Here is a 21,918-nt window from a genome sequence, read left to right as displayed (position 1 = left end):
ACTATTGACAAAGACACCTAGTGTCTAGGAGGCTAGGCCACTAAGCCAGTAATCCAATTATCGCCAGATCCGGAGCCCACCTCATGACTTCTGAACCCACGCCGCGCGCCCACGGCCCACTGACCGGTTATCTCGTGGTGGACCTGAGCCGCGCCCTTGCCGGTCCGCATGCCGGGATGATGCGGGCAGACCTCGGCGCGCGGGTGATCAAGGTGGAGAACCCCGGCACCGGAGACGACACCCGCGGCTGGGGCCCGCCGTTCGTGGGCCCCGAGGACGATCCCCAGGCCGCGTACTTCCTGTCCTGCAACCGCAACAAGGAATCCATTGCCCTGGATTTGAAGAGCGACGACGGGCGGGCAGTGCAGCGCGAACGCACCGGCCAGGGCCAGATCGTCCGCACCTCGCTGCTGGCGGCCCTGATCGGGGTCCACGCCTTCCAAGGCACCAGGGCCACCGTGGCCGGCGAGGTTCCCAGGGCCCAGGGCAACCACCACCCCTCCATCGCCCCCTACGGCCTGTTCCACTGCCGGCAGGGCCGGGTCCAGATCAGCGTGGGCAGCGAAAAACTCTGGCGCACGTTCGCTGCCGAGTTCGGGATCGACGCCGCCCGGCCCGAGTTCGTCTCCAATGCCGACCGGGTGCGGAACCGCGAGAAAGTCATCGAGGAAGTCGAGCGGGCATTCTCCGATTTCGACGCAGAGCCGCTGCTCGCCAGACTCAACGGGGCCGGCATCCCGGCCGGCAAGGTCCGCACCCTGGACGAGGTCTACGAATGGGACCAGGTCCGCTCGCAGGGGCTCGTGATCGACGTCGACCACAAAATCCTCGGCACCGTGAGCCTGCCCGGTCCCCCGCTGCGGTTCTTCGGCCCCGCCGGCACTGCCGAAACCACCCCCACCGCGCACACCGCCCCGCCGCTGCTCGACCAGGACGGGGAGCAGATCCGGCGATGGCTCGGGCTGACGGCGGCCAACGGCACGGCCACAGAATCCGGCACGGCACAGGAAGGTCACCAGGCATGCTGACCCAACAGAAAGTCCGGCACATGGACGCGACCGGACTCCTCGCCGCGGTCCTCGATCCGCGCCGGTCGTGGACCCCGATCCCGGGCCGGACTACCGGCAGGAACTCGCCGCCGCCCGGGCCAAGACGGGAGTGGACGAATCCGTCCTCACCGGTGAGGGCCTCATCCGCGGGCGCCGGGTCGCCGTCATCGTCAGCGAATTCCGGTTCCTCGCGGGCTCCATCGGCCTCGCCGCGGCGGAACGGATCGTCAACGCCGTCGAACGGGCCACCCGCGAAGGGCTTCCCCTCCTCGCGGGCCCGGCGTCCGGCGGCACCCGCATGCAGGAAGGGACCATCGCGTTCCTGTCCATGGTGAAGATCAGCGCGGCCGTCCGCGCCCACCGGCAGGCGGGCCTGCCCTACCTGGTCTGCCTGCGGCATCCCACCACCGGCGGCGTCATGGCGTCCTGGGGATCCCTCGGCCACATCACGGCCGCCGAACCCGGAGCCCTGCTTGGCTTCCTTGGGCCACGGGTGTACGAAGCCCTCCGCGGCGAACCGTTCCCGGAGGGCGTCCAGAGGGCAGAAAACCTCTTCGACAAAGGTCTGATCGACGCGGTGGTCCCGCCCGGGCAACTGTCCGACGTCGTCGACCGCGCCTTGAGCATTGTGACCCCAGGCCCGCACCCGCGGGTGGCGCCTCCCGCGACGCTGTCGGTGAAGCCGTCCGACGCCGGCGCCTGGGAATCGATCAGGATTTCCCGCGATCCCCGCCGGCCGGATGTCCGCCAACTGCTCGCGCACGGCGCCCGGGACGTGCTCCCGCTCAACGGCACGGGCCAGGGTGAAAAGGACCCCGGCCTTCAGCTCGCGCTGGCACGCTTCGGCCATCAATCCTGCGTGGTCATCGGCCGCACCCGGCCCCGGCCTTCCCGGCAGACGGCGATGGGCCCGGCGTCCCTCCGCGAGGCCCGGAGCGGCATGCGTGTGGCCGAAGAACTCGGGCTGCCCCTGCTGACCGTGATCGACACCGCCGGCGCGGCGCTGTCCCCGGAGGCCGAGGAAGGCGGCCTGGCAGGCGAGATCGCCCGTTCCCTGCATGACCTCATCGGACTGAACGCCCCCACGGTGTCGGTCCTGCTCGGCCAGGGTGCCGGCGGCGGGGCACTGGCCCTCCTGCCCGCGGACCGGACCATCGCGGCCCAGCATGCCTGGTTGTCTCCCCTCCCGCCCGAAGGCGCCAGCGCCATCGTGCACCGGAGCACCGGCTTCGCGCCGGCCATGTCGGAAGCCCAGGGCGTCAACGTGGCATCGCTGCACGCCAACGGACTCGTGGGGCACATTGTGGACGAATGCCCCGACGCCGCCGACGAGCCGAAGGCCTTCTGCCGGCGGCTGGGGCAGGCCATCGAGTATGAACTCGGTTCCCTCGCCAGTGCAGGAGTCGCCGAGCTACTCCCCCTGCGGCTGGCGAATTACCGCAACCTGGGCGGCCTGCTCGCACCAGTTGCTCCCCGGTCCGGGGCCGGTCCGGCTGGGCACCGCGCCTAGCGCAGGCTCGAGAACTCCGCATCGCGGAGCGCGGCGTAGCGGCCGTAGGCGGCAACCACAGCGGCTTCGACGGCGTCGACGTCGAGGCCCGGCACGAGGTCATCGGCCGCGCCCGCCGTCGACGGGTCCCAGTCCAGGCCGAGCGCGGCGTAACTGGCCTCCAGGACCGAGCGGATCGGGGCGGAATTCTCCACCACGATCACGGAGCTGAAGAGCCAGCCGCCGGCGACCACCCGCTGGGCGGTGCCCACGAGTTTGATGAGGTGTTCCGGCACCTGCGGGTCCCGGCCGTGCACGCTGAACTCGCCGGGGCAGTATTCGCCCGGGATCTCTCCGACGCCGGCGTCCACGCCGGCGTCGCGCAGCGCCCGGGCGAGCAGTTCGCCAAACAGCGAAAACCGGCCTTTGGCCCCGGCGATCGCGTCCGTTTCGGGTTCCAGGTGGTCGATGACCAGCGTTCCTTGGTGGTACGCGGCGGCGCGGCCGCCGGCCTTGCGGACCAAGGGCTCGAAGCCGTGTTCCCGGCAGGCGGCGGCGGCCGCCTCGAAGCCGGCCAGGTGCGTGTCGCGCTGCCCGAAGGCGACCGTGGGAACCGGCCGGTAGAGCCGGAGGGTGGGACCCAGCGCACCAGTCTTGACCTTCTGGAGGAGCCCGAGCGCGAAGTCGAGGTCGGCGGCGGCGCCGAGTGATTCCTCCTGCCGCACCACCGACAGTGTCCGGGGTCCGGCTGGCGCCTGCGGCATGTTGTTATGCTCCCTTATGGTCATCCTGCAATTCCTCGTCGTAGCCGCCGCGTTCGCCATCATCGACGCCATCTGGCTCAAGACGATGAACCCGTTCTACCGCCGCCAGATTGGTGACCTGCTGGCCGACAAGCCCAATCTAGGGTACGCGGTGGTGTTCTACGTGATCTACATTGCCGGGATCGTGTTCTTTGCCCTGCGGCCCGCGCTCGACGGCGGCAGTTGGCTCACCGCCGTCGGCTACGGTGCCGCGCTGGGCGTGTTTGGCTACGCCACTTACGATCTGACCAATGCCGCCACGCTCAAGACCTGGCCGTGGCAGCTGATCGTGGTCGACATCCTCTGGGGTGCGGCCTTGACGGCCCTGGCCACGCTGGCCGGCTGGCTCGTCTTTCACACGAACTAGGAATCTCCCGGACGAACTAGGACTTGCGCAGCGTCAGGATCTGTTCGGCACGGCCGAACGGTCCGGTGAGGTCATGCAGCACCGTGGAGGTCAGCCCGATCCCGTCCGTGCCGAACGAGACCTCGTTATCCAGCCCCAGCCACTCCCCCTCCGGCTGCCGGTACATGTGGATCTGCAGGTCCAGGTTGGGGAAGGCGTAGCTGCCCTTGCCCGGCGGAACCCGGGCGGCAATGCCGTTGGCGGTATCCACGAGGCCGATCAGCCGGGCGAGGTCGCCGCTGTCTGCCCGGTCGGTCAGCGGATAGTCGGTACGGAGCCACACGGTCCCGGAGCCCGCGCGGTGGCCCTCGGCGATGCGCATGTGCAGGGAGGCGATGTAGCCGCCGGGCCAGACGACCGCGGCGTCGTAAGGTTCGCAGTCCTCCGGCGCCGGGATCCGGGGATCCTCGAAGGCCGCGATCGCGGAGGTGTCCGAGGTGATCATCCGCCAGGCGGTGGCGCGGATGGCCGTGCGGCCTGCGGCGACGAGTTCGGCCTGCACCAGCTCGATGGTACGGCCCGGACGCAAGGTGGAAGTCACCACCTCGAAGTCCCCGCCGGGGATCAGCCCGAGGATTTCGTAGCTGAGACGCGCCATGCGCATGTCCTCGCGCGGCTCGTGCCTGGCCAGGCAGTCGGCCATGATCCCTGATGCCGGGGCCATGTGCTGCTCGTGGACGTTCCAGGCGCCCTGGGCGTGGATCGTGGAGCGGAAACGCCCGTCCCCCAGCGCCTCATAGTAGAAATCACCCTCGGCCAGAACAGGCAATTCAGCAGTCAACGTCGACCTTTCGCAGCTTCCATCGGAGAATTCCAGACCACCCTATCGCCGAACGCCGCGCCGGAAGGCCACGGGGTCCTTGATGCGCTCAATATTCAGCGTTCGGCCAGCCGAACTGGGTAGACTCGATCACAGCGTTCGCAACTATCATCCGAAGGGGTGCTCTCCTGATCCGAGTCATCAGCTACAACCTCCGCAAGCACAAGGCCAGTGGCGAGCTGGTCGATCTGGCCCGCGATTTCGAGATTGATGCTTTGTGCCTCCAGGAGTGCGATACCGAGGACCTGCCGGCCACCATCGGCAACCTCCACCTGGCGGACGCCACCCGGGGGAACCGGCTGGGCCTGGCGATCTACTACCGCAAGGACCGCTTCACCGCTTACGACACCAAGACCTTCGCTTTGAAGAAGTCCCTCCACGACCGTGTCCTGGCCCCCGCGCATGAGCGGCTCATCGGAACGCGCGTCACGGACAACGAGACTGACCATGAGCTCGTCATCGCCTCTTTCCACGCGGCGCCGCTGACGGCGTCGAACTCGTTGCGGCGGAACCAGATCCATGCCGCGCACGCCGAGCTGCTCAGCATGGGCGGCGGCCTGATGTCACTGATGGTGGGTGACTTCAACTATCCGTTCTTCACCAAATCCCTCACAGCGCAGATGAAGGACGCCGGCTACGACCTCACGATGAGCGACCGCCGGACCTACACCCGCTACAAGGTCTTCAAGGGCCACTTCGACTTCGCCACCTCCCAGGGGCTGGAGATCGAAAGCGTGGAGACACTGCCCCGCGGCGCCTCGGACCACCTTCCCATCCTGATCACGGCCGAATACGGCCAGGAGGCGTCCGGGAACGGTTCGGGACCCGCCGCTTCGTAGCGGCCGTTCCCGCCTGCCCGGACCGCCCGGGCGTTCAGGGCGTCCGGGGCATCGTGCCGCCGTCAGGAGCCGGCGTTGAAGACGTCCGCGCCAAAGCTGTTCAGGCCCGGCGCCCCGGCATACCCGAGCCGCGGCAGAGAGAAGGCGTCTTCGATGCTGGCCAGGAGGCTGAAGTGGTTGTACGCCTGGTCCGACGTCGTGCCGCCCTTGGTGAACGGTGAGATGACCAGCGCACCGATCTTGCCGCCGGCCGTCCCGCCCGGCAGCAGGGCTGACGGTCCTACCGTCTTTCCCTCGGTTTCATCGAAGGTGATGACCAGCATCCCGTCCTGTTTGAACGCCGGGGAGTCCAGGATCGCCGGGACCTGCTGGCTCAGCCAGCTGTCCGCGGCGGCCAGCCCGCCGGCGCTGCCGTCGACGCAGGGGCTGTCGTGGCCGTCGTTGCACAGATTCGGCGAGATGTAGGCCAAATTCGGTGTGGTGTCCACGGACTGGAGGTCACCGGCAAGCTGGCTGAAGTCCACCACGTTGCTTTGGCAGTCCGGGGACGAGGTGATGGACTCGAAATACACGAACGGATTATGCCGGGTCGCGTACTGGTCGCCCACCTTGGCACCCTGGCTGGTGTCCTTCGCGCCGAGCTGGGGATGCCGGCACGGCGTCCCCATGTCCTCCATGTAGCCTTTCCACGTCTTGCCGGCCGCGCTGAGCTGCCCGGCGACCGTGGGGACCGATGCCGGATACACGCAGCCGGTTCCCTCCACCTGCCCCAGCGCGGCCGTCCCCGTTGGCTTGAAAGCGGCGTACGTGGGGCAGTCGTCGCGGGTCATGGCGTTGGATGCCTGGCCGGAGATCTGGGCCAGGTAGTTCGGGTTCGAGTTGTGGGCGATTCCGTAGTACTCGGACAGCAGGACGCCCTGGTTGCGGAGCGTCTGGGAGAGATAGGTGGCCTCAGAACCGGCACCCCACACCTTGTTGTAGCCCTTGTTCTCGAGGTTGATCACGAACACGTGCCCCGGTTTTGAGCCGGCCTGCGCCGAGGCAGAGCCCCCGGACGTGGTGCCGGGGCTGCTGGTGCCGGCTGACGCGCCGGTACTCGGCGTGGCACTAGGCGTGCCGGATCCAGTTCCCGGGCTGCCACCGGGCGGCGAGGGCTGACACGCTGCTGCTGACAGCACCAGGACTGCTGCAACAAGCAGCCGCGCGGCGATTCGACGTTGAGCTTTCGTGGCGTTCCGGCGCATGGCTTCCGGCTTTCTCGTTAACTCGATCAGCGTGGCATTGGCAACCCTCGTTGTTGAACTCTTACACACCGCGATCAAGAAAGCCCGCGAGGAGCCTAGGCAATAGCTGGGAACCGGCACCGCCAATTCGCTTGGCGTCCGGGCAACCGGAATCGGCCTACCGTTCAGTAGGGGAAGCCGTGGTGGTAGTTTGCAAGCATGAACGCACCATCGGATTCGATTCCGTTGCTGGATCTCAGTGCAGCCAGAGGGCGGGACGGCACTTTTGACCCGGCGTTTATTGAAGCCTTGCGCGATGCTTCGCACCGGGTGGGCTTCTTCCAGCTCACGGGCTACGGGGCCACTCCCGGCGAGGTGGACGAACTCTTCGACGTCACCCGGCGGTTCTTCGAGCTTCCGCTGGAGTCCAGGCTGGAACTGGACAACCGGCTCTCACCGCATTTCCGCGGCTACACGCGGTTGGGCCACGAAGTCACCCGGGGGCGGCCGGATGCCCGTGAACAGCTCGATTTTGGACCGGAGCGCCCCGCCGTCGAGGGCTACCCGCCGGATCAGCCGTATTGGCTGGTGCAGGGGCCAAACCTGATGCCGGACCGCACGTTGCCTGAGCTGCGGAGCGTGTGCATGGCCTGGGCGGACCGCATGTCACGGATCGGAGCAGAACTGCTGAGCGCCATCGCCGTGTCCCTGGAACTGCCGGAAGACTACTTCGACGAACCGTTCCGGGACTCGCCGGCCTGGATGGCCAAGCTCGTCCACTACGTCGGCGGCGTCGTCGCCGATGCCGGTCCCCAGGGGGTCGGCGCCCATGCGGACTACGGATTCGTCACCTTGCTGCTTCAGGACGGGGTCGGCGGACTGCAGGTGCTCCCGCCGGGCAGCGACAACTGGATTCCGGTGGAGCCGGTTCAGGGAGCCCTGGTGGTCAACCTCGGGGAAATGCTCGAAGTCGCGACCCAGGGCTACCTGGCGGCCACCATCCACCGCGTCGAGGCGCCCCCGCCCGGCGTCGACCGCTACACGGTCCCGTTCTTCTGGTCGCCCCGGCTCGACGCCGTCATAGATCCGGTGCCTCTCCCGCCTGCGCTCGCGGCCCGGTCCCGGGGGATCACCGATGACCCGGACAACCCGATGCTCGCATCCTACGGCGCCAACGTGCTCAAGGGCTGGTTGCGGGCCCACCCGGAGGTTGCCCGGATCCATCACCCCGAACTGGTCCCCACCACCGGGTCCTGAACTGCCCAGACGGCGGGGCAACCTCACCGGGCGGGACTTCCCTGCTCAGGCCTTTGGCTGTGCGGCAGCCGTGGCGAGCGCGGCGAGCCCCTTCTCGAAGTCTGCGCCAACCATCTTGTCCATGTTCATGAACAGGGCGAAGACCTTGCCGATGCCCTTGTTCTCCCCGGTCATGGTCCACGTGACCTGAGTGCCGCTGGCTGACGGCGTGAAAGTGAACGTCGTGGGGTTGACGGCCTTGAAGGGCTTGGTGAACTCCAAGCGGATCTTGATGCTGCGCGGCGTGGCGGCGTCCACAATTTCCATGGTGCCGGAGCCGGCCTTCCGGTTGCCGCTCCAGGCGTACTTGGCGCCGACGCCGGATTCGCTGCCGGAATAGCTGCGCTCCATGGCAGGGTCAACCGACTCCCACGGCGACCACTTGGTCCATTCATGGAAGTTGTCGACCAGCGGAAAGATGTCCTCTGCCGGTGCGGGAATGGCTGCGCTGCGCGTGACTTCAAAGGTAGACATGCCGCCATCCTAGGGCGTGGCCGGCCCCACCGGACGCAGGACAGACGGTCAGCCTTGCAACGGGATGACGTCGATCCGCCCGTGCTGATCCGCAACAACCAGAACCCTGGCCGCTGACACGCCTTGCAGTGCCGCCGCCAACTTTTCTTCCTGCGCCGCTCCGGCCCCCTGGAGTGGCCCGGGCGGGCCGCCGGGAAGTGCAGGCACGCCGGTCAGGTCAGCAGCCCTGGCGTCGGCCCGCGTCCAGACGGTGACCCCGGCCCCCGTGACCTCGCTGATGACGCGGCGCAAGGGCGCGGCATCCGTTCCCGCCACCAGGATCACGTGGCCGATCGTTCGCGGACGGACCGGACCGGCCGCGGCGAGGACGGCACGGTCCTGCCTCCACACCGCGAAGTGGTAGCCAAACACGAGCCCGGTGGCGACCAGGAGCCCCAGCGGCGCGCGGATCCGGTCCACGAGGCTTCCGCCGCTGACATCGCTCAGGAAGAACTCGAACAGCCGGAACCCGATCACCAGCAGGGTGACCACCGCAACGACGGCGCTCAGGCCGAACACGGCCACCAGGTAGATCCGCCGGGCGTTCAGTCCGGCGCCGGTCGCGGCGGTTGTCCCCGCCGGCTCCAGTGGACGCCACGCGAGCCACCAGACAGGCCCGCCGACCAGGAGGGAGCTGATTCCCCCGAGCAGGAGGGTCCGCGCCCCGGTGCCGGCCAGCGGCGTCGCCGTCATGGCCAGGACCGAATTGACGATCACGCCGATCCCCGACGCCGCCGCGACCAGCGCGACGCCGGAGGTCACGAGCCTGCCGCCCTGAAGGGTGGCTTCCGAGCGCCCGCTCGCAATGTTGCGGTGGTAGACCCAGACGAGGCAACCGATGGCAGCCGCGGCCACGGCGGGAGCGAGGGGCTCCAGCAACAGCTCCAGCGGTTCGGTACGGTCAAACAGCAGGCGGAGGGCCACAAACAGTGCCACCCCGGACCCGGCCAGGGTGAGGATGCCGGCGCCGAGCACCCCGACGGTGATGAGTGCGACGTCGGCCAGCCCGGTGCGCAGCCGCCGGCCGCCGTCGTGCTTCCAGTGCCACCACCAGACGGCGGTTCCGCCGACGGCCCAGACCAGGGACTGCAGCGCCGACACCCACCATGGCTTGCCCACCGATGCCTCAACCGCGGCGCCCCGCAGGGCGGCATCCAGAAGGGTGGACAGGGCCGAGACGGCGCCGCCGACGCCCAGCACGAGCCCCAGCACCGAGCCGAGCACCGTGGGGACATCGGCCAGCTCGGCCGGACCCTTCCGGGGATGGCGCCACATCCACCGGTGCCAGATCCAGACCGCCGCCCATACCAGGCCCGTGGCCAGCGACAGCCGCCACTCCTGGCCCGGGCCGCCGATCAGCGAGGAGAGCGTGTTGATCAGATTGGTGGAGGCGATCAGCAGGGCAACCATGTAGGCGCCCGTCACATAGAGGCCCCACCCGACGGCGGACCGTTCCTCCGGGTCATCGAGCCGCCGCCAGACCACCCACCACAAGAGGGCCGCGAGCGGGCCGCCGATCAGGGCGAAGGCCAGCGAGCGCGCCAGCCCCGCGACATCGTCCACGGCCAGTTCCGTTCCCGTCACGAACAGGCGCCCCAGCAGTCCGCCGAGCCCGACGGCGGCGATCACCACCAGCGCGAACAACAGCGCGTAGGTGATCAGCCGGCGCACCGTCCGTTGGGCGCTCATTGCTTCACCTGCCCGGGGCACACCGTCAGCTGCCAGGGTGCGCTGTCGATCTGCCAGCCGTTCCCCGACCGGACGAGGTCGAAGACGTCCTCCACCTGGTATTCAGCACTGCCGAACGGGCCGCCCGGCTCGGACACGGTGATGAGCACCCGCACGTCCGCCGACTCCGGCCGCTCGGTGGTGGAGACCAGCGTGACACGCAGGTTCTGCGCGGCCGGACGGCCCTCGGTGTTGCACTTGCTCCGTGCGGCCGGGGTCAAGTAGGCGGACGCGGCCGCCTCATCCCCGGCAATGACGGCAGCGGCATAGCGCTGCACGACGCCCGCGGGCGTCGACTCGGCCAGTGGCGCCGGTTCTCCGCGGGTCAGGACGACAGCCAGGGCAACGATCACAATCACCGCGATCGCGACCATGATGGCCAGCAGGGTCCGGTCGGGCCTGGCGGGGCGCGCCTGCCCGGGCTTCGTTCCCTCCGGTTCCGGTTCTCCTGGAGGTCGTTCAGGCTGGGATCCTTCCGGCGGAGAACTCATGCCGCAAGTATGGACGCGGGGCCGGTGCGCCGTCATGGTGTCTTTCGTCCCGTTCCCGCGGCGGTTGCATCGACGCGGCCGGGGTCACCCACTACGCTCGGAAAATGGGAATCATGCGCAATGCCCTCGCCGCTGTGCTCCTGCTCATGGTCGGCCTGCTCGGCGGAGCCGCCGCGGCGCTCGCCGTGACACCGACCGCCGTCGTGGTTGAGGACCGCGCCGGGGTCCTGGACCAAAACACGCTCCTGCCGGCGGTACGGGCCACCGAGTTCTATCAGCCCACCAAGGTTGCGATCTATACGTACAACGGCACGGCCGCGGACAACCTGAACGAGGAAGTCCTGCGGTTCGCCCGCGCCGAACATCCCGAATGGATCAGTCCCGACGGGCAGAAGTGGGCGGACGGGCTGTTCATTTTTGCCCTGGATCCGGTCGGCCGGCATGTCGGGACGTACATGGGTGAGGACCGCAAGGTCTCCCCCGAACAGCGCGAGGACATCCAGAATGCCTCCAAGGAACTGTTCCGCGATGCCCAGTGGACTGACGGCACCATTGCCGGGGTCCGCCGCGGCGCCGAACTCATCAACCAGCCGTGGTACCGGTCCACGGCTTTCGTCGCCTCGGCCTGGCTGACGGTGACCGCCGCGGCCTGCGGCGCAGCAGCATGGCTGATCGTCCGCTGGCGGACCAGGGTGTCCTGCCGGAAGGAACTCGCACGGGGCGACGCCAGCTACGCGAACGTCAGCATGGATCTGCAGGTCACCGAACTCAACGCCAGCACCATCCCCGAATCCTCGCGGTACGGCAGCACGGTCCTGGAAAAACACCGCACTTTCATGAACCGCTACAACACGGCCACCGAGCTTTCCAACCAGGTGCATGCCCTCAGCCGCCGGGACCTTGGCCGCCGGCCCAACCTCAAACTGATCCGGAACTACGCCGACGCGGCGGCGGAACTGGACGTGCTGGATGACGTGATTGCCGATACCAATGCCCTGCTCAACCGCGGCGCATCCTGGCCGGCCGCCTGGGACCACCAGCTCGCACCGTTCCGCAGAGACCTGAACGGCCTGGAAGAGATGCTCAGCCAGCGCCGTGCCGAGGGATCCTCGGCGACGGCGGCCGCACTGCGGTCCTTCCGCGATGAAAGCCGCAGCGACCTCGAACGCTGGTCATCGGAACTGGCCGACGGCTCAATCTCGCCCGAGACGGCGCTGGACCGGTTGCGTGATGCCCGGACCCGCCTGTCCGACCTGCTGAAGCACCACGCCGAAACCGTGATCGGGGCCTACGCCCGCAACGAGAAGGAGGCCGGACTCATGCGCAAGGACATGGAGAGCGCCCAGGCCGAGACCAAGACCAGGTACGGCCGCTCCTACGAACCGAGCATCCTCGGCACGGTGTATCCGTCCTACTACTTCTTCTCGGTGCCGAGCTTCAATTCCGGCTTCAGCACCGGCGTCAGCAGCGTCAGCAGCGCCCGCGGCGGCGGAGCCACCACCGGGTACGGGTCCAGCGGAGGCAGCTTTTCCGGCTCCGGGAGCTCGTCGGGTTTCTAGGGCGGAGCGTTCTCGGGCCCAGTTCCCGGCGCCCTCCTCGGGTCCCCTTTACGGCCCGTTCCCGGCCCGTTCGACGACGAAATCCCCGCCGGGGAACATGATGGTCTCGTGGCCGTCGTCGAATCTGACATGGTACGGGGGTGCCCCATCGGCCCCCTTGACCTCAAGGATCAGACCGTGCCGGTCCGTGGACTCCACCGTGGTCCCACGGATGATGATGCGGTCTCCTGCGGCTGCCTTCATGGCGGTCACCTGCATTTCTATTGACGCCTGTGTGCCCGAAGATCATTATTGCCCTTGACGGCTGGGGGCGCTATGGCCTTGGACCAAGGAGCCGCGCCGTGCATAGCAAACGGGCAGTATTCCAAACAGGAAAAGCCGCAAAAACCCTTTTCCCGGTGATCAGATTCGCGGCAGGGCCACTCCACGGCCCCGGATACAGACGACGCCGACGGCTCGACTTTCATTCCCCTGATGTGTGCACTCCTGGGGAGCCTGCGCGGTACCGGCCATGATGGGTGCAATCCTCCGCTGGGTCTTGCAGTTCCGTCTGTTGGTCCTCGCCGCGGCGGCGGGAATCCTGGCCCTCGGGCTCACCAGAAGTCCGTGCCAGGCCTTTCCTCAATCCGGATGGTCTTCAAGCCCGGGACCGACCTCTTCCGCGCTCGCCAGCTGGTCTCCGAACGGCTGACCCAGGCACGCGCACTCCCCAACGTGTCGGCGGCACCCGCTGATGCAGCCGCTGTCCTCGACGAGCCGGGTCATGATGATCCGTCTGACCTCCGAAGACATGTCGGCCCTCGACATGTCAGGCTGGCCCGCTGGACCATGAAGCCCGGACTCCTGGCCGTGCCCGGCGTCGCGAACGTGGCGATCTGGGGCCTGCGGGACCAACAACTTCAAGTCCCAGTGGATCCGGCGCAGCGCCAGGCCAAGGGAGTCACGCTGGATGAAGTCATCAAGACGACCGGCAACTCAGTATGGGTTTCGCCACTGAGCTGCCTGGAGGCATCCACACCGGGCACCGGCGGCTTCTTCGAGACGGGCCACCAGCGGATCGGTGTTCAGCATGTCCTGCCGATCACCACGCCGGAGCATCTGGGCCAGGTTCCCATCGAAGGGGCCGCCGGCAATCTCCTAGGAAGTCCTGAACCTCGACTCGACCACGACGCTTGATGCGGCTGCCCTGGCCGCCGTCAACAAGCGTGCGCTGGCGCAAGACCGCCACGGCTATAAAGTCAGCCCTGACATCTACGGCACCACCGAAAGGGCCTGCGCCGGTTCCTAACAGCCATCGTGGCTCAGAACAACGCGGCGGTCACCGTCCGGGTGAGCTGCTGAATGATCGCCGTCCGGGGGCCCATGTCCGAATAGTCGCGGCCGCGCGTGTACACGACGAACACGAAGGCGCGGCCGTCCTTGTCCAGGACGCTGGCATCATGCAGGTTTCCAAACAGCAGCCCGTACTTGTGGTGAACTCCTATGCCGGGCGGAACCGCGGGCGGGATCAGCGTCTCGTAGTTGGTGTTCTGCATGTAGGACAACAGCTGGGCGGTATTGCGCGCATTGAGCAGCTGCCCCGTGTAGAGCAGGTAGAGGGTCCGCGCCATCTCCTCCGGGGTCAGCAGGTTCACCGTGAAGTCGTAGCCGATCCCGATCGACGCGGCGTAGTCCGTCATCCGCCGCTGACCGACTGCCCTCAGGATCAGAAGCCATGAATCGTTATTGCTCTGCTGGACCATCTGGCGGATCTGGACTCCGGCCGTCGAACCGCCCAGCGGGGCACTAAGCGAGGCACGCCCAGTCTCCACGAGGTGGTAGTAGGCCGACGCGGCGAGGATCTTGGCTGTGCTGGCGGCCACGAAATTGCCCTGGACGCCGTAGCCGTGGACCACGCCGTCCGAGACATCGATCAACGACACCCCCAGTGCATACGCGCTGTTGGCCGCGATGATCGCGTTGATCTGCCCGCCCAGTTCGGGGGTGATCGTCGGGACCGTGACGGCAGCGACGGGCTCGTCGGCTATTTTCGCGGGCGTCGTGACGGAGGGGGCCGCAGTCGCGGTCGGCGCGGGGAGGGCCAGATCAGTGGTTTCCGGCTCGGCGGCGTCCGGCGCGGCCGCCTGGCTGGCGTCAGTGACTGCCGGCGATGCCTGCGCCGTGAGCGGGGCCGTAACGGCGGTACCGGAAGCCGCAGCGGCCGCAGCAGCCGCGGGCTCATCCGGGATCCCCGGCATCCCCGCCTGGCCGCTCGCGTAGACGCTGCCGGTCACCGCCAGGGCGACTGCGACGGCGGCCGCCGTCAGGTACTGCGGCCGGATCCTTCCCACCCGCCAGGCGAGGGGCCACGGCCCGGGCTTCGACCCGTCGGCGGCCCGGTGCCCGCCGGACCCGTAATGGCGCGCCGGCTCAGCCATCCCGAACTTCCCGGGGTATCTGTTCGAAAACGTTCGCAGGCATGTTTCTCCCTCGGACGGCGACTGGCCGCTGTGGGGCACTAAAGTCCCTGCATTCTGCCCCCTCCCCGGGCCCCGCGCAAGAGCCTGGCCGTGGGAAAAGCTGCGATCAGCCGGTGAGCTCCCGCCGTCGAAATCCCAGTTCCCGCTGCGCACCGCGCAGCGGCGACCCGGTGAACGGCAGGTCCTCCAGCCTGACGGTGCCGGCGGCGGCGAGCGCGGTCCTGTTGGCCGAGGCCGCCGCTTTCGGCGGAAGGCCCAGCGTGCCGGCAAACTCTGCCCAGTGCCTCGCCTTGAGGTTCCTGGTCTTCCCCGAGACGGGCAGCGCGAGGGTCTCGTCGCCGTAGAGGAGGGTGCACGGGACGTCGAAGACCGGGGCGATTGTGCGTCCCGGTCCGTTCCCGAGGACGGCCAGGTTCTTGGCATGGAGGTCACCGTTGCCGGTCAGCCAGGCAAAGACAAACTGCAGGTAGAGGTTGCGGCTCGCGACCACCGGTGCCTTGCAGATCCCGGCCAGGGCCGCTGCCACCTCCTCCGAACTGACGCCGTACTTCGCCGCCGGCGGCAGCCCCAGCACCTGGGTGCCGTCCTCGAGGGGAAGCCGGATCCAGTCGCCGGCCGGATTCCTGACGCGGTCGAACCGTTCCACCAGCAAACCGGGGAGTCCGTTCCGGTCCGCGATGACCCGGCTCTTGGCCACCGGGATCTTCAGCGACTTCGCGGCACGCAAATGAGCGGCCTCGTTGACCACCAGATGCGGATGTTCCGGCGGGTCCAGTTTAAGCACGTAGCGGTGCCCGCGCAGGGCGAGCGGCGTGGTCAGCATCGAGGCGCTGGTCTTCCGCTGGACCCCCGGCAGGCCGTGCAGGTCCACCGTGTTGGCCAGCATGGAAAAGTCGAGTTCCTCCGGCCGGGACGTGTCTGCCAGGCTGGGCGGTTCTGCCGGAGGGGCGCCCGCGGGGACCACCTGAACGTCCCCCGGCACGTCCGCCCCCACGGCCAGCAGGAGGGTGAGTTCGTCGTCGAAGCTGGTCTTGGTCGCATTCTTCAAGACCGTGAGCCGGTGCCCCTCCGGCAGGAGTCCGGCGAAAAACGCCGGCAACGCCCCGGCAGGGCTCTCCACCGCTGCCGCGGACAGCGGGAGGGAGACGGCCACGGCAGGCTGGCCGGACGTGAGATAGTCCGGGAGATAGTCGAATCTCACCGCGCCGGAATCGGTCCGGCTCAGGTGTCCTGCCCAAACGCCGCTCTTATATACGTCCGCGGACCGGACGAACTTCAGGTCCTGCAGGTCTCCCGGCGCCAGGACCCCCATCACTGCACCGTCAGATGCAGGCCCAGGACATTGCTGACGGCGATGACTGCCTGCAGCGAGGGGTTGCCGCTTCCCGTCTCGATGGCCCGGACGGTGCGCACTGACGTTCCCGCCAGGTGGGCCAGGTCCTCCTGCGTGATTCCGGCGTCCTTGCGGGCGCTCCGGATGCCCGCAGCGACTGACAAAACATCACTCATAGCCCGCCCGCCTCCCGTATTCCCCGCACCGGAAGAGGCAGGATGCTGCCGCTTGGGCGGTTCATGGCTCCCATCCTGCCTCAGTGGCTACAATTCGGCAAGATCCTGCCGGATTGGAGCAGAAGGCAGACATACGGCATGCCCAAAGCCGCCAACCGGCAGGATTCTGCCTTCAACAAGACAATTCAAGCTAAGGCGTTGTGGGCTGGAACTGTGAATCGCAGCGGCATCTGGCGCGCATCTAATAGCGCTATTTGGCGCAACCAGTGCTGTAGGCTCCGAATCGAACCGTGGGGAGACTGATGTTGAACTACTTTCGCGAGACGCAAGAGGCAAGATTCGCGACCTCTGCGCGTCGAATCTATGGCTATGTCTCTGCCGGCATCGTGATGGCCGTCATGGCCTTGGTTTTTTTCCGGCCTCGCACCTCTATGGATTTCCTGGGCGGCCTTCGCCGTTTCTTGCGCTCTGGACGCTTTCCTGACCAGAAAGTGGATCAGAGAGGACGCACTCGAAGCGTATCGGGGCGGCCCGCCCGGCTGATTTTGCTCAGGGCTGTGTGCGCCGGACAGTGTAATGACAGTGGCTGCAACGGCCACCATCGAAACAAAACGGGGAAGCTTCGGACCAACGTCCGACAAATGAAACTGGAAGGCCATCGGTACTGTCCGTCGTCCAACTTGTCGTCAGCCTCTGCGCCTTGGTGGCAACAAGCGCCGTGGCCATCCTGTGGAATCCGATCGACGCAGACTTCATCAATCGCGCCGACAATGCGGGGTGGGACGAAACCATGCTCCTGCCTCACCAAACGGAGCTCTCGCTCGTCGTCAACGCGTCAGTTCTTGCAACGTTTGTCCTCGTCGTGACCGCGTTCCATGGCGTGCTGGCCACACGCCGACGGGCCGGGGTGAGAACTCCTCTCCAGTTCGGCGCGTTCACGCCTCACAGCAAGGCCCCAGGGAATCAACAGGCCCAGCGTCAGGGCCAGGGGAATGGCGATGCCCGCCGTATAGACGGTGAATAGCGCCACCGAGGGCCAGAAAGACAGCCCCCAGTTAGCCACCACCAGCCATGCGAGCACATCGAAGAAGGCCACCCACAAGACTGACCGGATGATCCCTATCCTCTTGGACGGCAGGGCTGGGGATCCCTTTTGGCTGCTCACGCCTCGATGCTACGCGCGGAGGCAATGCGCTGCCTGCAGGCCCTCAATATCGTTTGCTGAGTGCCAACGTGACGACCATCAGTTGGCGGCTGACCGGTGAACCGCGGAGTCATCCGGCTCGTTTTTCGCAACGCGAGGGACTGCCGCTTCGATTCCAGCTCCCCGGCCAGCCGCGCCATAAGACCGAGCTCGCCAGGCATCTTCCGAAGTCGCCGCGCAGGTCCTTGACCGGCGCAGTTATCGCCGGACAACCTTGGCGTATGACAGTTCGAAGCATCGCCGCCGCGGCAGCCACCTTAGCGGTGTTGTGCGGATGCGCCCCGCCGGCAGCGCCAACAAACGACCCCTCGGCATCTCCAACAACCACCGCCGCCTCGAGCAACCCCTTCTCGCTCTTCACGCACTGCGGCATCTACGAGATCCAGGTGCAGCACACGTTCTTTGTTGCCGACCAGCCACTTGACGACGGTCACGGCAATCCCCCTGCAGGCTGGGCAAACCCCTACCAGCCGGGCACCATCACCGTGGCAGGCTTCACGGCCGTCTTCCATGACGACACGGGTCACGCGGTGACCTTCCACGAACGCCCCGGCGCCACGAGCTTCCTGAGAACCTGCTCCTGAGGGTAGCAACGCGGCCGCGCCTGCGTACGCTAGGGGAAACGCAAGGAGCGCCCGATGCGGAAGATCATTATGGCCATGCAGGTGTCCCTCGACGGGTTCTTTGAGGGCCCGGACCGGGACCTGAGCTGGCACATGGTCGACGACGAACTGCACTGCCACTTCAACGAGCAGCTGGCTGCCATGGGCGCCTTCCTGGACGGCCGCGTCACCTACGAGCTGATGGCGGAGTTCTGGCCGACAGCGGATGCGGACCCCGGTGCCAGCGCGCCAGTGGCCGAGTTCGCCCACATCTGGCGGGAGATGCCCAAGATCGTGTATTCCCGGACGCTGACGACGGCCGGCTGGAACACCACTGTGGTGCCGGAGGTCGTGGCCGAAGAAGTCCTGGCGCTGAAGTCGCAGCCGGGCGGCGACCTGGCCCTTGGCGGAGCGAATCTCGCGGACACTTTCCGGCGGCTCGGACTGATCGACGAATACTGGCTGTACGTCCATCCGGTTCTCGTGGGACGGGGTCATCCGCTGTTCAAGCCTGAGGACAAAACAGTCCAGCTCCGGCTATTGGAGACCCGGACCTTCGGCAACGGGGTAACCCTGCTGCGCTACGCGGCGTAATCAGCCCTGCGGAACGTCCGGACGGCACTTCTTAAGCGTTTCTTAATTGCCTCGCGGAAGAGTGGAAACCGGCGCCAACCTGGCGCCCTTGTCCCGAGCCGGAGGATCCCATGACTGGACCCGTCCCTGTTGAACGCGATACAGCACTAGGTCGCCCAGACGCTGTGCGACGAGACACAGCTCGTACCGCCGCGCGGCCGCAGCTGCTGGCCCTCCCCCAGGTCCGCCACTGGTTACTGCTGGGACTCCTGCTCTCCGCCGCCGTCCTGGCTCTCGGCCTGGCGGCTCAGCTGACGCCGGGCTTCAGCGCCACCGAACTCGGGGTCGATCAGGACCTCAGCCAGCATCACGCCGCGGCCCTGACCGCCGTCGCGATGATACTGAACGTCGTGTTTGGCCCGGTCGCCGGCGTCGCACTGATCGCCGCCGTCGCCCTGTGCATCTGGCTGTTCCGCGGCGGACTGGTCAAGGCGATAGCGTTCGGCCTGGTGGCAGTCTCCGGCTGGGTGGCCAGCGAATTCTTCAAGATCCTCGTGGCCCGCCAGCGGCCGAACCCCGCGCTGCTGTTCGATCCTTTGGCACCGGAAACCGGCTCCAACAGCTTCCCGAGCGGCCACGTGTCCTTTGCCGTCGCTCTCGGTTTCGCGCTGTATTTCCTGGCCCGCGGGACCCGCTGGGCCAAGGTAACGGCCTTCGCGGCCGCGGCGATGGCGCTCATCGTGGCGTGGTCCAGGCTGTACATCGGCGTCCACTACCCCTCCGACGTCACGGCATCATTCCTGGCTGCGAGCGCAGCCGTGGTGATGCTCACCGGCCTCTGGAACGTTGCCGCGCCGAGGATCGCGGACCGGCTACCTGCCCGTGCCATCGCCCGCCCGCTGGCCTCTGAGCCGGCATCTGAGAGGAAGTAACCCCCTGCACACCGTGGACATCTCAGCCCTCCTTCCGGCCGCGCAGGCCGCCGGGTCACCGTCGCTGCTGGATCCGGCGAGCCTGCTCGCCGGTCTGGGCCCGGGAGCCTTGGGCGTCATCGCGCTCATGGTCTTCATCGAGTCCGGCGTGCTCTTTCCCTTCCTGCCAGGAGACTCGCTGCTCTTCACCGCCGGGCTCCTGCACCAGCAGCTGCACCTGACGCTGCCGGTGCTGATCGGCGTCGTCACCGCGGCCGCCGTCGTCGGGGACCAGGTGGGGTACATGCTGGGCCGGACCTTCGGCCGGCGATGGTTCAAGGACGATGCCCGGATCCTGAAGACGGCCCACCTGACCACCACCGAAGACTTCTTCCGGCGGCACGGCGGCGCCGCCGTCGTGCTCGCGCGCTTCGTCCCCATGGTCAGGACCTTTGCGCCGCTCAGTGCCGGGATCGCACGCTATGAGTACAAGTCCTTCGTCCTCTGGAACATCACCGGCGCGGCGGCGTGGGCAATCTCCGTGACGATGCTGGGCACCTGGCTGGGGCACTTTGACATCGTCGCCAAAAACATCGACGTCATTGCCGTGGGCATGGTCCTGCTCTCCGTCGTGCCGGGTATCGTGCAGTTCCTCAGGCGCCGCCGCACCAGCCGGCGCGCGGGGCCAGCTGCCGGCGACACGGAAGCGGAAACCGGGGAGGGACTGCCGGCCCGGGAATTGGTCACGGAAGAATAGCTGACATGACAACCGCTGACCGGCCGTCTCTGCTGCTCGTTGAGGATGACGCCGCCCTCGGACCGCTCATCGCCGAGCTGCTGGACCCGGATTACCACGTCCGGCTGGTCACCAACGGTCGTGACGGCCTGCACGCGGGGCTGACCGAGGCCTGGGACGTCATGGTGATCGACCGCGGTCTGCCCGTGATGGACGGCATCGCCCTCATCGGGGCCTTGCGGTCCAAAGGCATCGGCACGCCCATCCTGATCCTGACCGCGCTGGGCGACGCAGAGGAGAAAGTCAGGGGTCTGGACGCCGGCGCCAACGACTACGTGACCAAACCGTTCGACGCCGGCGAACTGGCGGCACGACTGCGCGCACTGACGCGCACCTATGCCGCCGTGCCGGCACCGCTGAGCATCGGGGACTGGGAACTTGACCCGGCGCAGCGCTCGATCCGCTCGGTCTACGGGCACACGGTGTCGCTGACCGCAAAGGAAGGACAGCTGCTGGCAGCCCTGGCCGCGGAACCCGACCGGGTCTTCACCCGGGACGAACTCCTGTCAGCGCACTTCCATGCCTCCGACCAGCCCGGGGTGATCGATACCTACGTCCACCACTTGCGCCGGAAGATCTCCAAGGCCGTCATCCGCACCGTACACGGCGTCGGCTACCAGATCGGCGATGCCCATGAGTAACGGCGGGGGCGCCGGCGAAACCCCGGACCACTCCACACTGCGCAAGGCCTCCCTCAAGGTCGCCTTGCGGATCAGCGCCGCCTGCGCGGTCATGGTCCTTGGACTCCTCGCCGCCACGGCCCTGTACCTCGTCAACCAGCTGGCCCATCCTGAAGTTCCGCGTTCGGCATCGGCCGGGACGGCCTACGCCTACCTGGATTCCCGGGACGTGCTCGAAGCCATGCTCATCGCCGGGGTCGCGGGAATCGTGCTGGCGGGCATCGTCGGATGGCTCAGCGCGCGCAGCGCCATCCGCCCCCTCGGCGACGCCCTGGCCCGGCAACGGCGCTTCGTCCAGGACGCCAGCCATGAACTGCGCACCCCCTTGACCATTCTGGACACCCGGATCCAGCTTGCCCAGCGCAACACCGAGCCCGGCTCCAAACAGGCCCAGGACCTGGCCCGGATCCGGGAGGACGCGGCAACGCTGACCGGGATCGTCAACGAACTGCTCCTGGCGGCCACCACCGACGCCCCTGACCGCTCGGCAGCGCCTGCCGACCTCGCCGGCACCGCCTCCGGCGTCGCCGAGGGCCTGCGGCTGGTCGCGGAGCAACGGGACGTGCGCCTGGACTTCTCCGCCGATGCCCGGCCGCTGGCCCGGATCGACGCCAACGCCTTGCGCCGCGCCGTCCTGGCCCTGGCGGACAACGCCCTCTCCCACACCCCGCCGGGCGGCCGTGTGACCATCACGACGGCGATCGAGCAAAACCGCGCGGTCATCACGGTGGCTGACACGGGGACCGGGATCACCGGCGTGGACCAGGCCCGGATCTTTGACCGCTTCGTGCGGACCGCCAGCACCGGAGGAACGCAGGGACAACGGAGCTTTGGCATCGGCTTGGCCCTGGTCCGGGAAATCGCAGTGGCTGCCGGAGGTGCCGTCGAGGTTGCCTCCACCGGCAGCGCCGGCACCGTCATGAAGATGACGCTTCCGCTCGCCGCCGTCGGGAATCCCTAGGAATCCG

At 67.6% G+C, this 21,918-nt stretch carries 23 protein-coding genes and 1 pseudogene; 13 read left to right on the top strand and 11 right to left on the bottom strand.

Translation table 11 applies throughout. The features are described from left to right. Positions 1–83 precede the first annotated feature (83 nt). Together BLR03_RS10275 and BLR03_RS10270 are read left to right on the top strand one after the other, a co-directional pair. Positions 84–1,028, top strand: coding sequence for a CaiB/BaiF CoA transferase family protein (locus tag BLR03_RS10275; protein ID WP_091252234.1), 945 nt, complete (start codon positions 84–86; stop codon positions 1,026–1,028). Continuing rightward, a pseudogene (locus BLR03_RS10270) lies at positions 1,022–2,559 on the top strand (carboxyl transferase domain-containing protein). Before BLR03_RS10275 ends, BLR03_RS10270 begins: the two are co-directional and overlap by 7 nt. Here the strand turns inward: BLR03_RS10270 and BLR03_RS10265 are convergent. Next, positions 2,556–3,302, bottom strand: a complete 747-nt coding sequence (locus BLR03_RS10265) for a lipoate--protein ligase family protein (protein WP_091252232.1) — start codon at positions 3,300–3,302, stop codon at positions 2,556–2,558. The pseudogene BLR03_RS10270 and the gene BLR03_RS10265 sit on opposite strands and share 4 nt — an antisense overlap. A gap of 16 nt (positions 3,303–3,318) precedes the next feature. On the opposite strand from BLR03_RS10265, the gene BLR03_RS10260 reads away from it, so the two are divergent. Next, entirely contained in the window at positions 3,319–3,708 is a 390-nt protein-coding gene (locus BLR03_RS10260) for a DUF2177 family protein (RefSeq protein WP_091252230.1), read from the top strand. 16 nt (positions 3,709–3,724) lie between these two features. Here the strand turns inward: BLR03_RS10260 and BLR03_RS10255 are convergent, their stop codons facing one another. Continuing rightward, positions 3,725–4,528, bottom strand: a complete 804-nt coding sequence (locus BLR03_RS10255) for a thioesterase family protein (RefSeq protein ID WP_091252229.1) — start codon at positions 4,526–4,528, stop codon at positions 3,725–3,727. Positions 4,529–4,698: 170 nt separating this feature from the next. Between BLR03_RS10255 and BLR03_RS10250 the strand changes: the two genes are divergently transcribed. Next, positions 4,699–5,406 carry an endonuclease/exonuclease/phosphatase family protein gene (locus BLR03_RS10250; RefSeq protein ID WP_091252227.1) on the top strand — a complete coding sequence of 236 codons (708 nt, stop codon included), beginning with the start codon at positions 4,699–4,701 and terminating at the stop codon, positions 5,404–5,406. A 62-nt stretch (positions 5,407–5,468) separates the two neighbouring features. Here the strand turns inward: BLR03_RS10250 and BLR03_RS10245 are convergent, their stop codons facing one another. After that, positions 5,469–6,416, bottom strand: a complete 948-nt coding sequence (locus tag BLR03_RS10245) for an alkaline phosphatase family protein (protein ID WP_091252225.1) — start codon at positions 6,414–6,416, stop codon at positions 5,469–5,471. 432 nt (positions 6,417–6,848) lie between these two features. On the opposite strand from BLR03_RS10245, the gene BLR03_RS10240 reads away from it, so the two are divergent. Then, positions 6,849–7,886, top strand: a complete 1,038-nt coding sequence (locus BLR03_RS10240) for an isopenicillin N synthase family dioxygenase (protein WP_091252224.1) — start codon at positions 6,849–6,851, stop codon at positions 7,884–7,886. 45 nt (positions 7,887–7,931) lie between these two features. Here BLR03_RS10240 and BLR03_RS10235 read toward each other — a convergent pair whose 3' ends face one another. From BLR03_RS10235 to BLR03_RS10225, 3 genes are read right to left on the bottom strand one after another with little or no spacing between them, the layout of a single operon-like run. Beyond that, positions 7,932–8,399, bottom strand: coding sequence for an SRPBCC family protein (locus tag BLR03_RS10235; protein WP_091252222.1), 468 nt, complete (start codon positions 8,397–8,399; stop codon positions 7,932–7,934). 48 nt (positions 8,400–8,447) lie between these two features. Beyond that, a complete protein-coding gene (locus BLR03_RS10230; RefSeq protein ID WP_254788369.1) occupies positions 8,448–10,127 on the bottom strand; it encodes a DUF5671 domain-containing protein in 1,680 nt (559 codons plus the stop codon). Next, on the bottom strand, positions 10,124–10,657 hold the full coding sequence (locus tag BLR03_RS10225) for an LpqB family beta-propeller domain-containing protein (RefSeq protein ID WP_091252219.1): 534 nt from the start codon (positions 10,655–10,657) through the stop codon (positions 10,124–10,126). Before BLR03_RS10225 ends, BLR03_RS10230 begins: the two co-directional genes overlap by 4 nt. A 104-nt stretch (positions 10,658–10,761) precedes the next feature. Between BLR03_RS10225 and BLR03_RS10220 the strand changes: the two genes are divergently transcribed. Continuing rightward, positions 10,762–12,216: a DUF5129 domain-containing protein gene (locus BLR03_RS10220; protein WP_091252217.1), complete on the top strand. Its 1,455-nt coding sequence runs from the start codon at positions 10,762–10,764 to the stop codon at positions 12,214–12,216. 48 nt (positions 12,217–12,264) lie between these two features. Here the strand turns inward: BLR03_RS10220 and BLR03_RS10215 are convergent, their stop codons facing one another. Beyond that, positions 12,265–12,459 carry a DUF1918 domain-containing protein gene (locus BLR03_RS10215; protein ID WP_091252400.1) on the bottom strand — a complete coding sequence of 65 codons (195 nt, stop codon included), beginning with the start codon at positions 12,457–12,459 and terminating at the stop codon, positions 12,265–12,267. 363 nt (positions 12,460–12,822) lie between these two features. Between BLR03_RS10215 and BLR03_RS10210 the strand changes: the two genes are divergently transcribed. Beyond that, positions 12,823–13,392, top strand: coding sequence for an efflux RND transporter permease subunit (locus BLR03_RS10210; RefSeq protein ID WP_217639758.1), 570 nt, complete (start codon positions 12,823–12,825; stop codon positions 13,390–13,392). A 125-nt stretch (positions 13,393–13,517) separates the two neighbouring features. On the opposite strand, the gene BLR03_RS10205 is transcribed toward BLR03_RS10210, so the two are convergent. From BLR03_RS10205 to BLR03_RS10190, 4 genes are all read right to left on the bottom strand, one after another. Continuing rightward, positions 13,518–14,633 carry a serine hydrolase gene (locus tag BLR03_RS10205; RefSeq protein ID WP_254788367.1) on the bottom strand — a complete coding sequence of 372 codons (1,116 nt, stop codon included), beginning with the start codon at positions 14,631–14,633 and terminating at the stop codon, positions 13,518–13,520. 148 nt (positions 14,634–14,781) lie between these two features. After that, complete coding sequence (locus BLR03_RS10200) at positions 14,782–15,987, bottom strand: type II toxin-antitoxin system HipA family toxin (RefSeq protein ID WP_091252215.1); 1,206 nt, start codon at positions 15,985–15,987, stop codon at positions 14,782–14,784. Beyond that, on the bottom strand, positions 15,987–16,184 hold the full coding sequence (locus BLR03_RS10195) for a helix-turn-helix transcriptional regulator (protein ID WP_091252213.1): 198 nt from the start codon (positions 16,182–16,184) through the stop codon (positions 15,987–15,989). The genes BLR03_RS10200 and BLR03_RS10195 overlap by 1 nt, the downstream gene beginning before the upstream one ends. Before the next feature lie 835 nt (positions 16,185–17,019). Then, the gene (locus BLR03_RS10190) at positions 17,020–17,349 is read right to left on the bottom strand and encodes a hypothetical protein (protein WP_091252211.1); all 330 of its coding nucleotides are present in this window, start codon (positions 17,347–17,349) and stop codon (positions 17,020–17,022) included. Positions 17,350–17,609: 260 nt separating this feature from the next. Here BLR03_RS10190 and BLR03_RS10180 point away from each other — a divergent pair, with 260 nt between their 5' ends. The 6 genes from BLR03_RS10180 (at position 17,610) to BLR03_RS10155 (ending at position 21,911) form a co-directional block, all read left to right on the top strand. After that, positions 17,610–17,972: a hypothetical protein gene (locus BLR03_RS10180; RefSeq protein WP_091252207.1), complete on the top strand. Its 363-nt coding sequence runs from the start codon at positions 17,610–17,612 to the stop codon at positions 17,970–17,972. Positions 17,973–18,026: 54 nt separating this feature from the next. After that, on the top strand, positions 18,027–18,584 hold the full coding sequence (locus BLR03_RS10175; RefSeq protein ID WP_091252206.1) for a dihydrofolate reductase family protein: 558 nt from the start codon (positions 18,027–18,029) through the stop codon (positions 18,582–18,584). 164 nt (positions 18,585–18,748) lie between these two features. Continuing rightward, complete coding sequence (locus BLR03_RS10170; RefSeq protein ID WP_254788365.1) at positions 18,749–19,495, top strand: phosphatase PAP2 family protein; 747 nt, start codon at positions 18,749–18,751, stop codon at positions 19,493–19,495. A 4-nt stretch (positions 19,496–19,499) separates the two neighbouring features. Next, complete coding sequence (locus BLR03_RS10165; protein WP_091252394.1) at positions 19,500–20,231, top strand: VTT domain-containing protein; 732 nt, start codon at positions 19,500–19,502, stop codon at positions 20,229–20,231. A gap of 5 nt (positions 20,232–20,236) precedes the next feature. Then, positions 20,237–20,911: a response regulator transcription factor gene (locus tag BLR03_RS10160; RefSeq protein WP_091252203.1), complete on the top strand. Its 675-nt coding sequence runs from the start codon at positions 20,237–20,239 to the stop codon at positions 20,909–20,911. Next, entirely contained in the window at positions 20,904–21,911 is a 1,008-nt protein-coding gene (locus tag BLR03_RS10155) for a sensor histidine kinase (protein WP_091252201.1), read from the top strand. Before BLR03_RS10160 ends, BLR03_RS10155 begins: the two co-directional genes overlap by 8 nt. The last annotated feature ends 7 nt before the right edge of the window (positions 21,912–21,918 follow it).

It is taken from the genome of Arthrobacter sp. ok909 (genome assembly GCF_900104405.1).
Lineage (GTDB): Bacteria > Actinomycetota > Actinomycetes > Actinomycetales > Micrococcaceae > Arthrobacter > Arthrobacter humicola.
The sequence above is the reverse complement of the archived record's forward strand: the minus strand, read 5'-3'. Positions and strand labels throughout refer to the sequence as shown.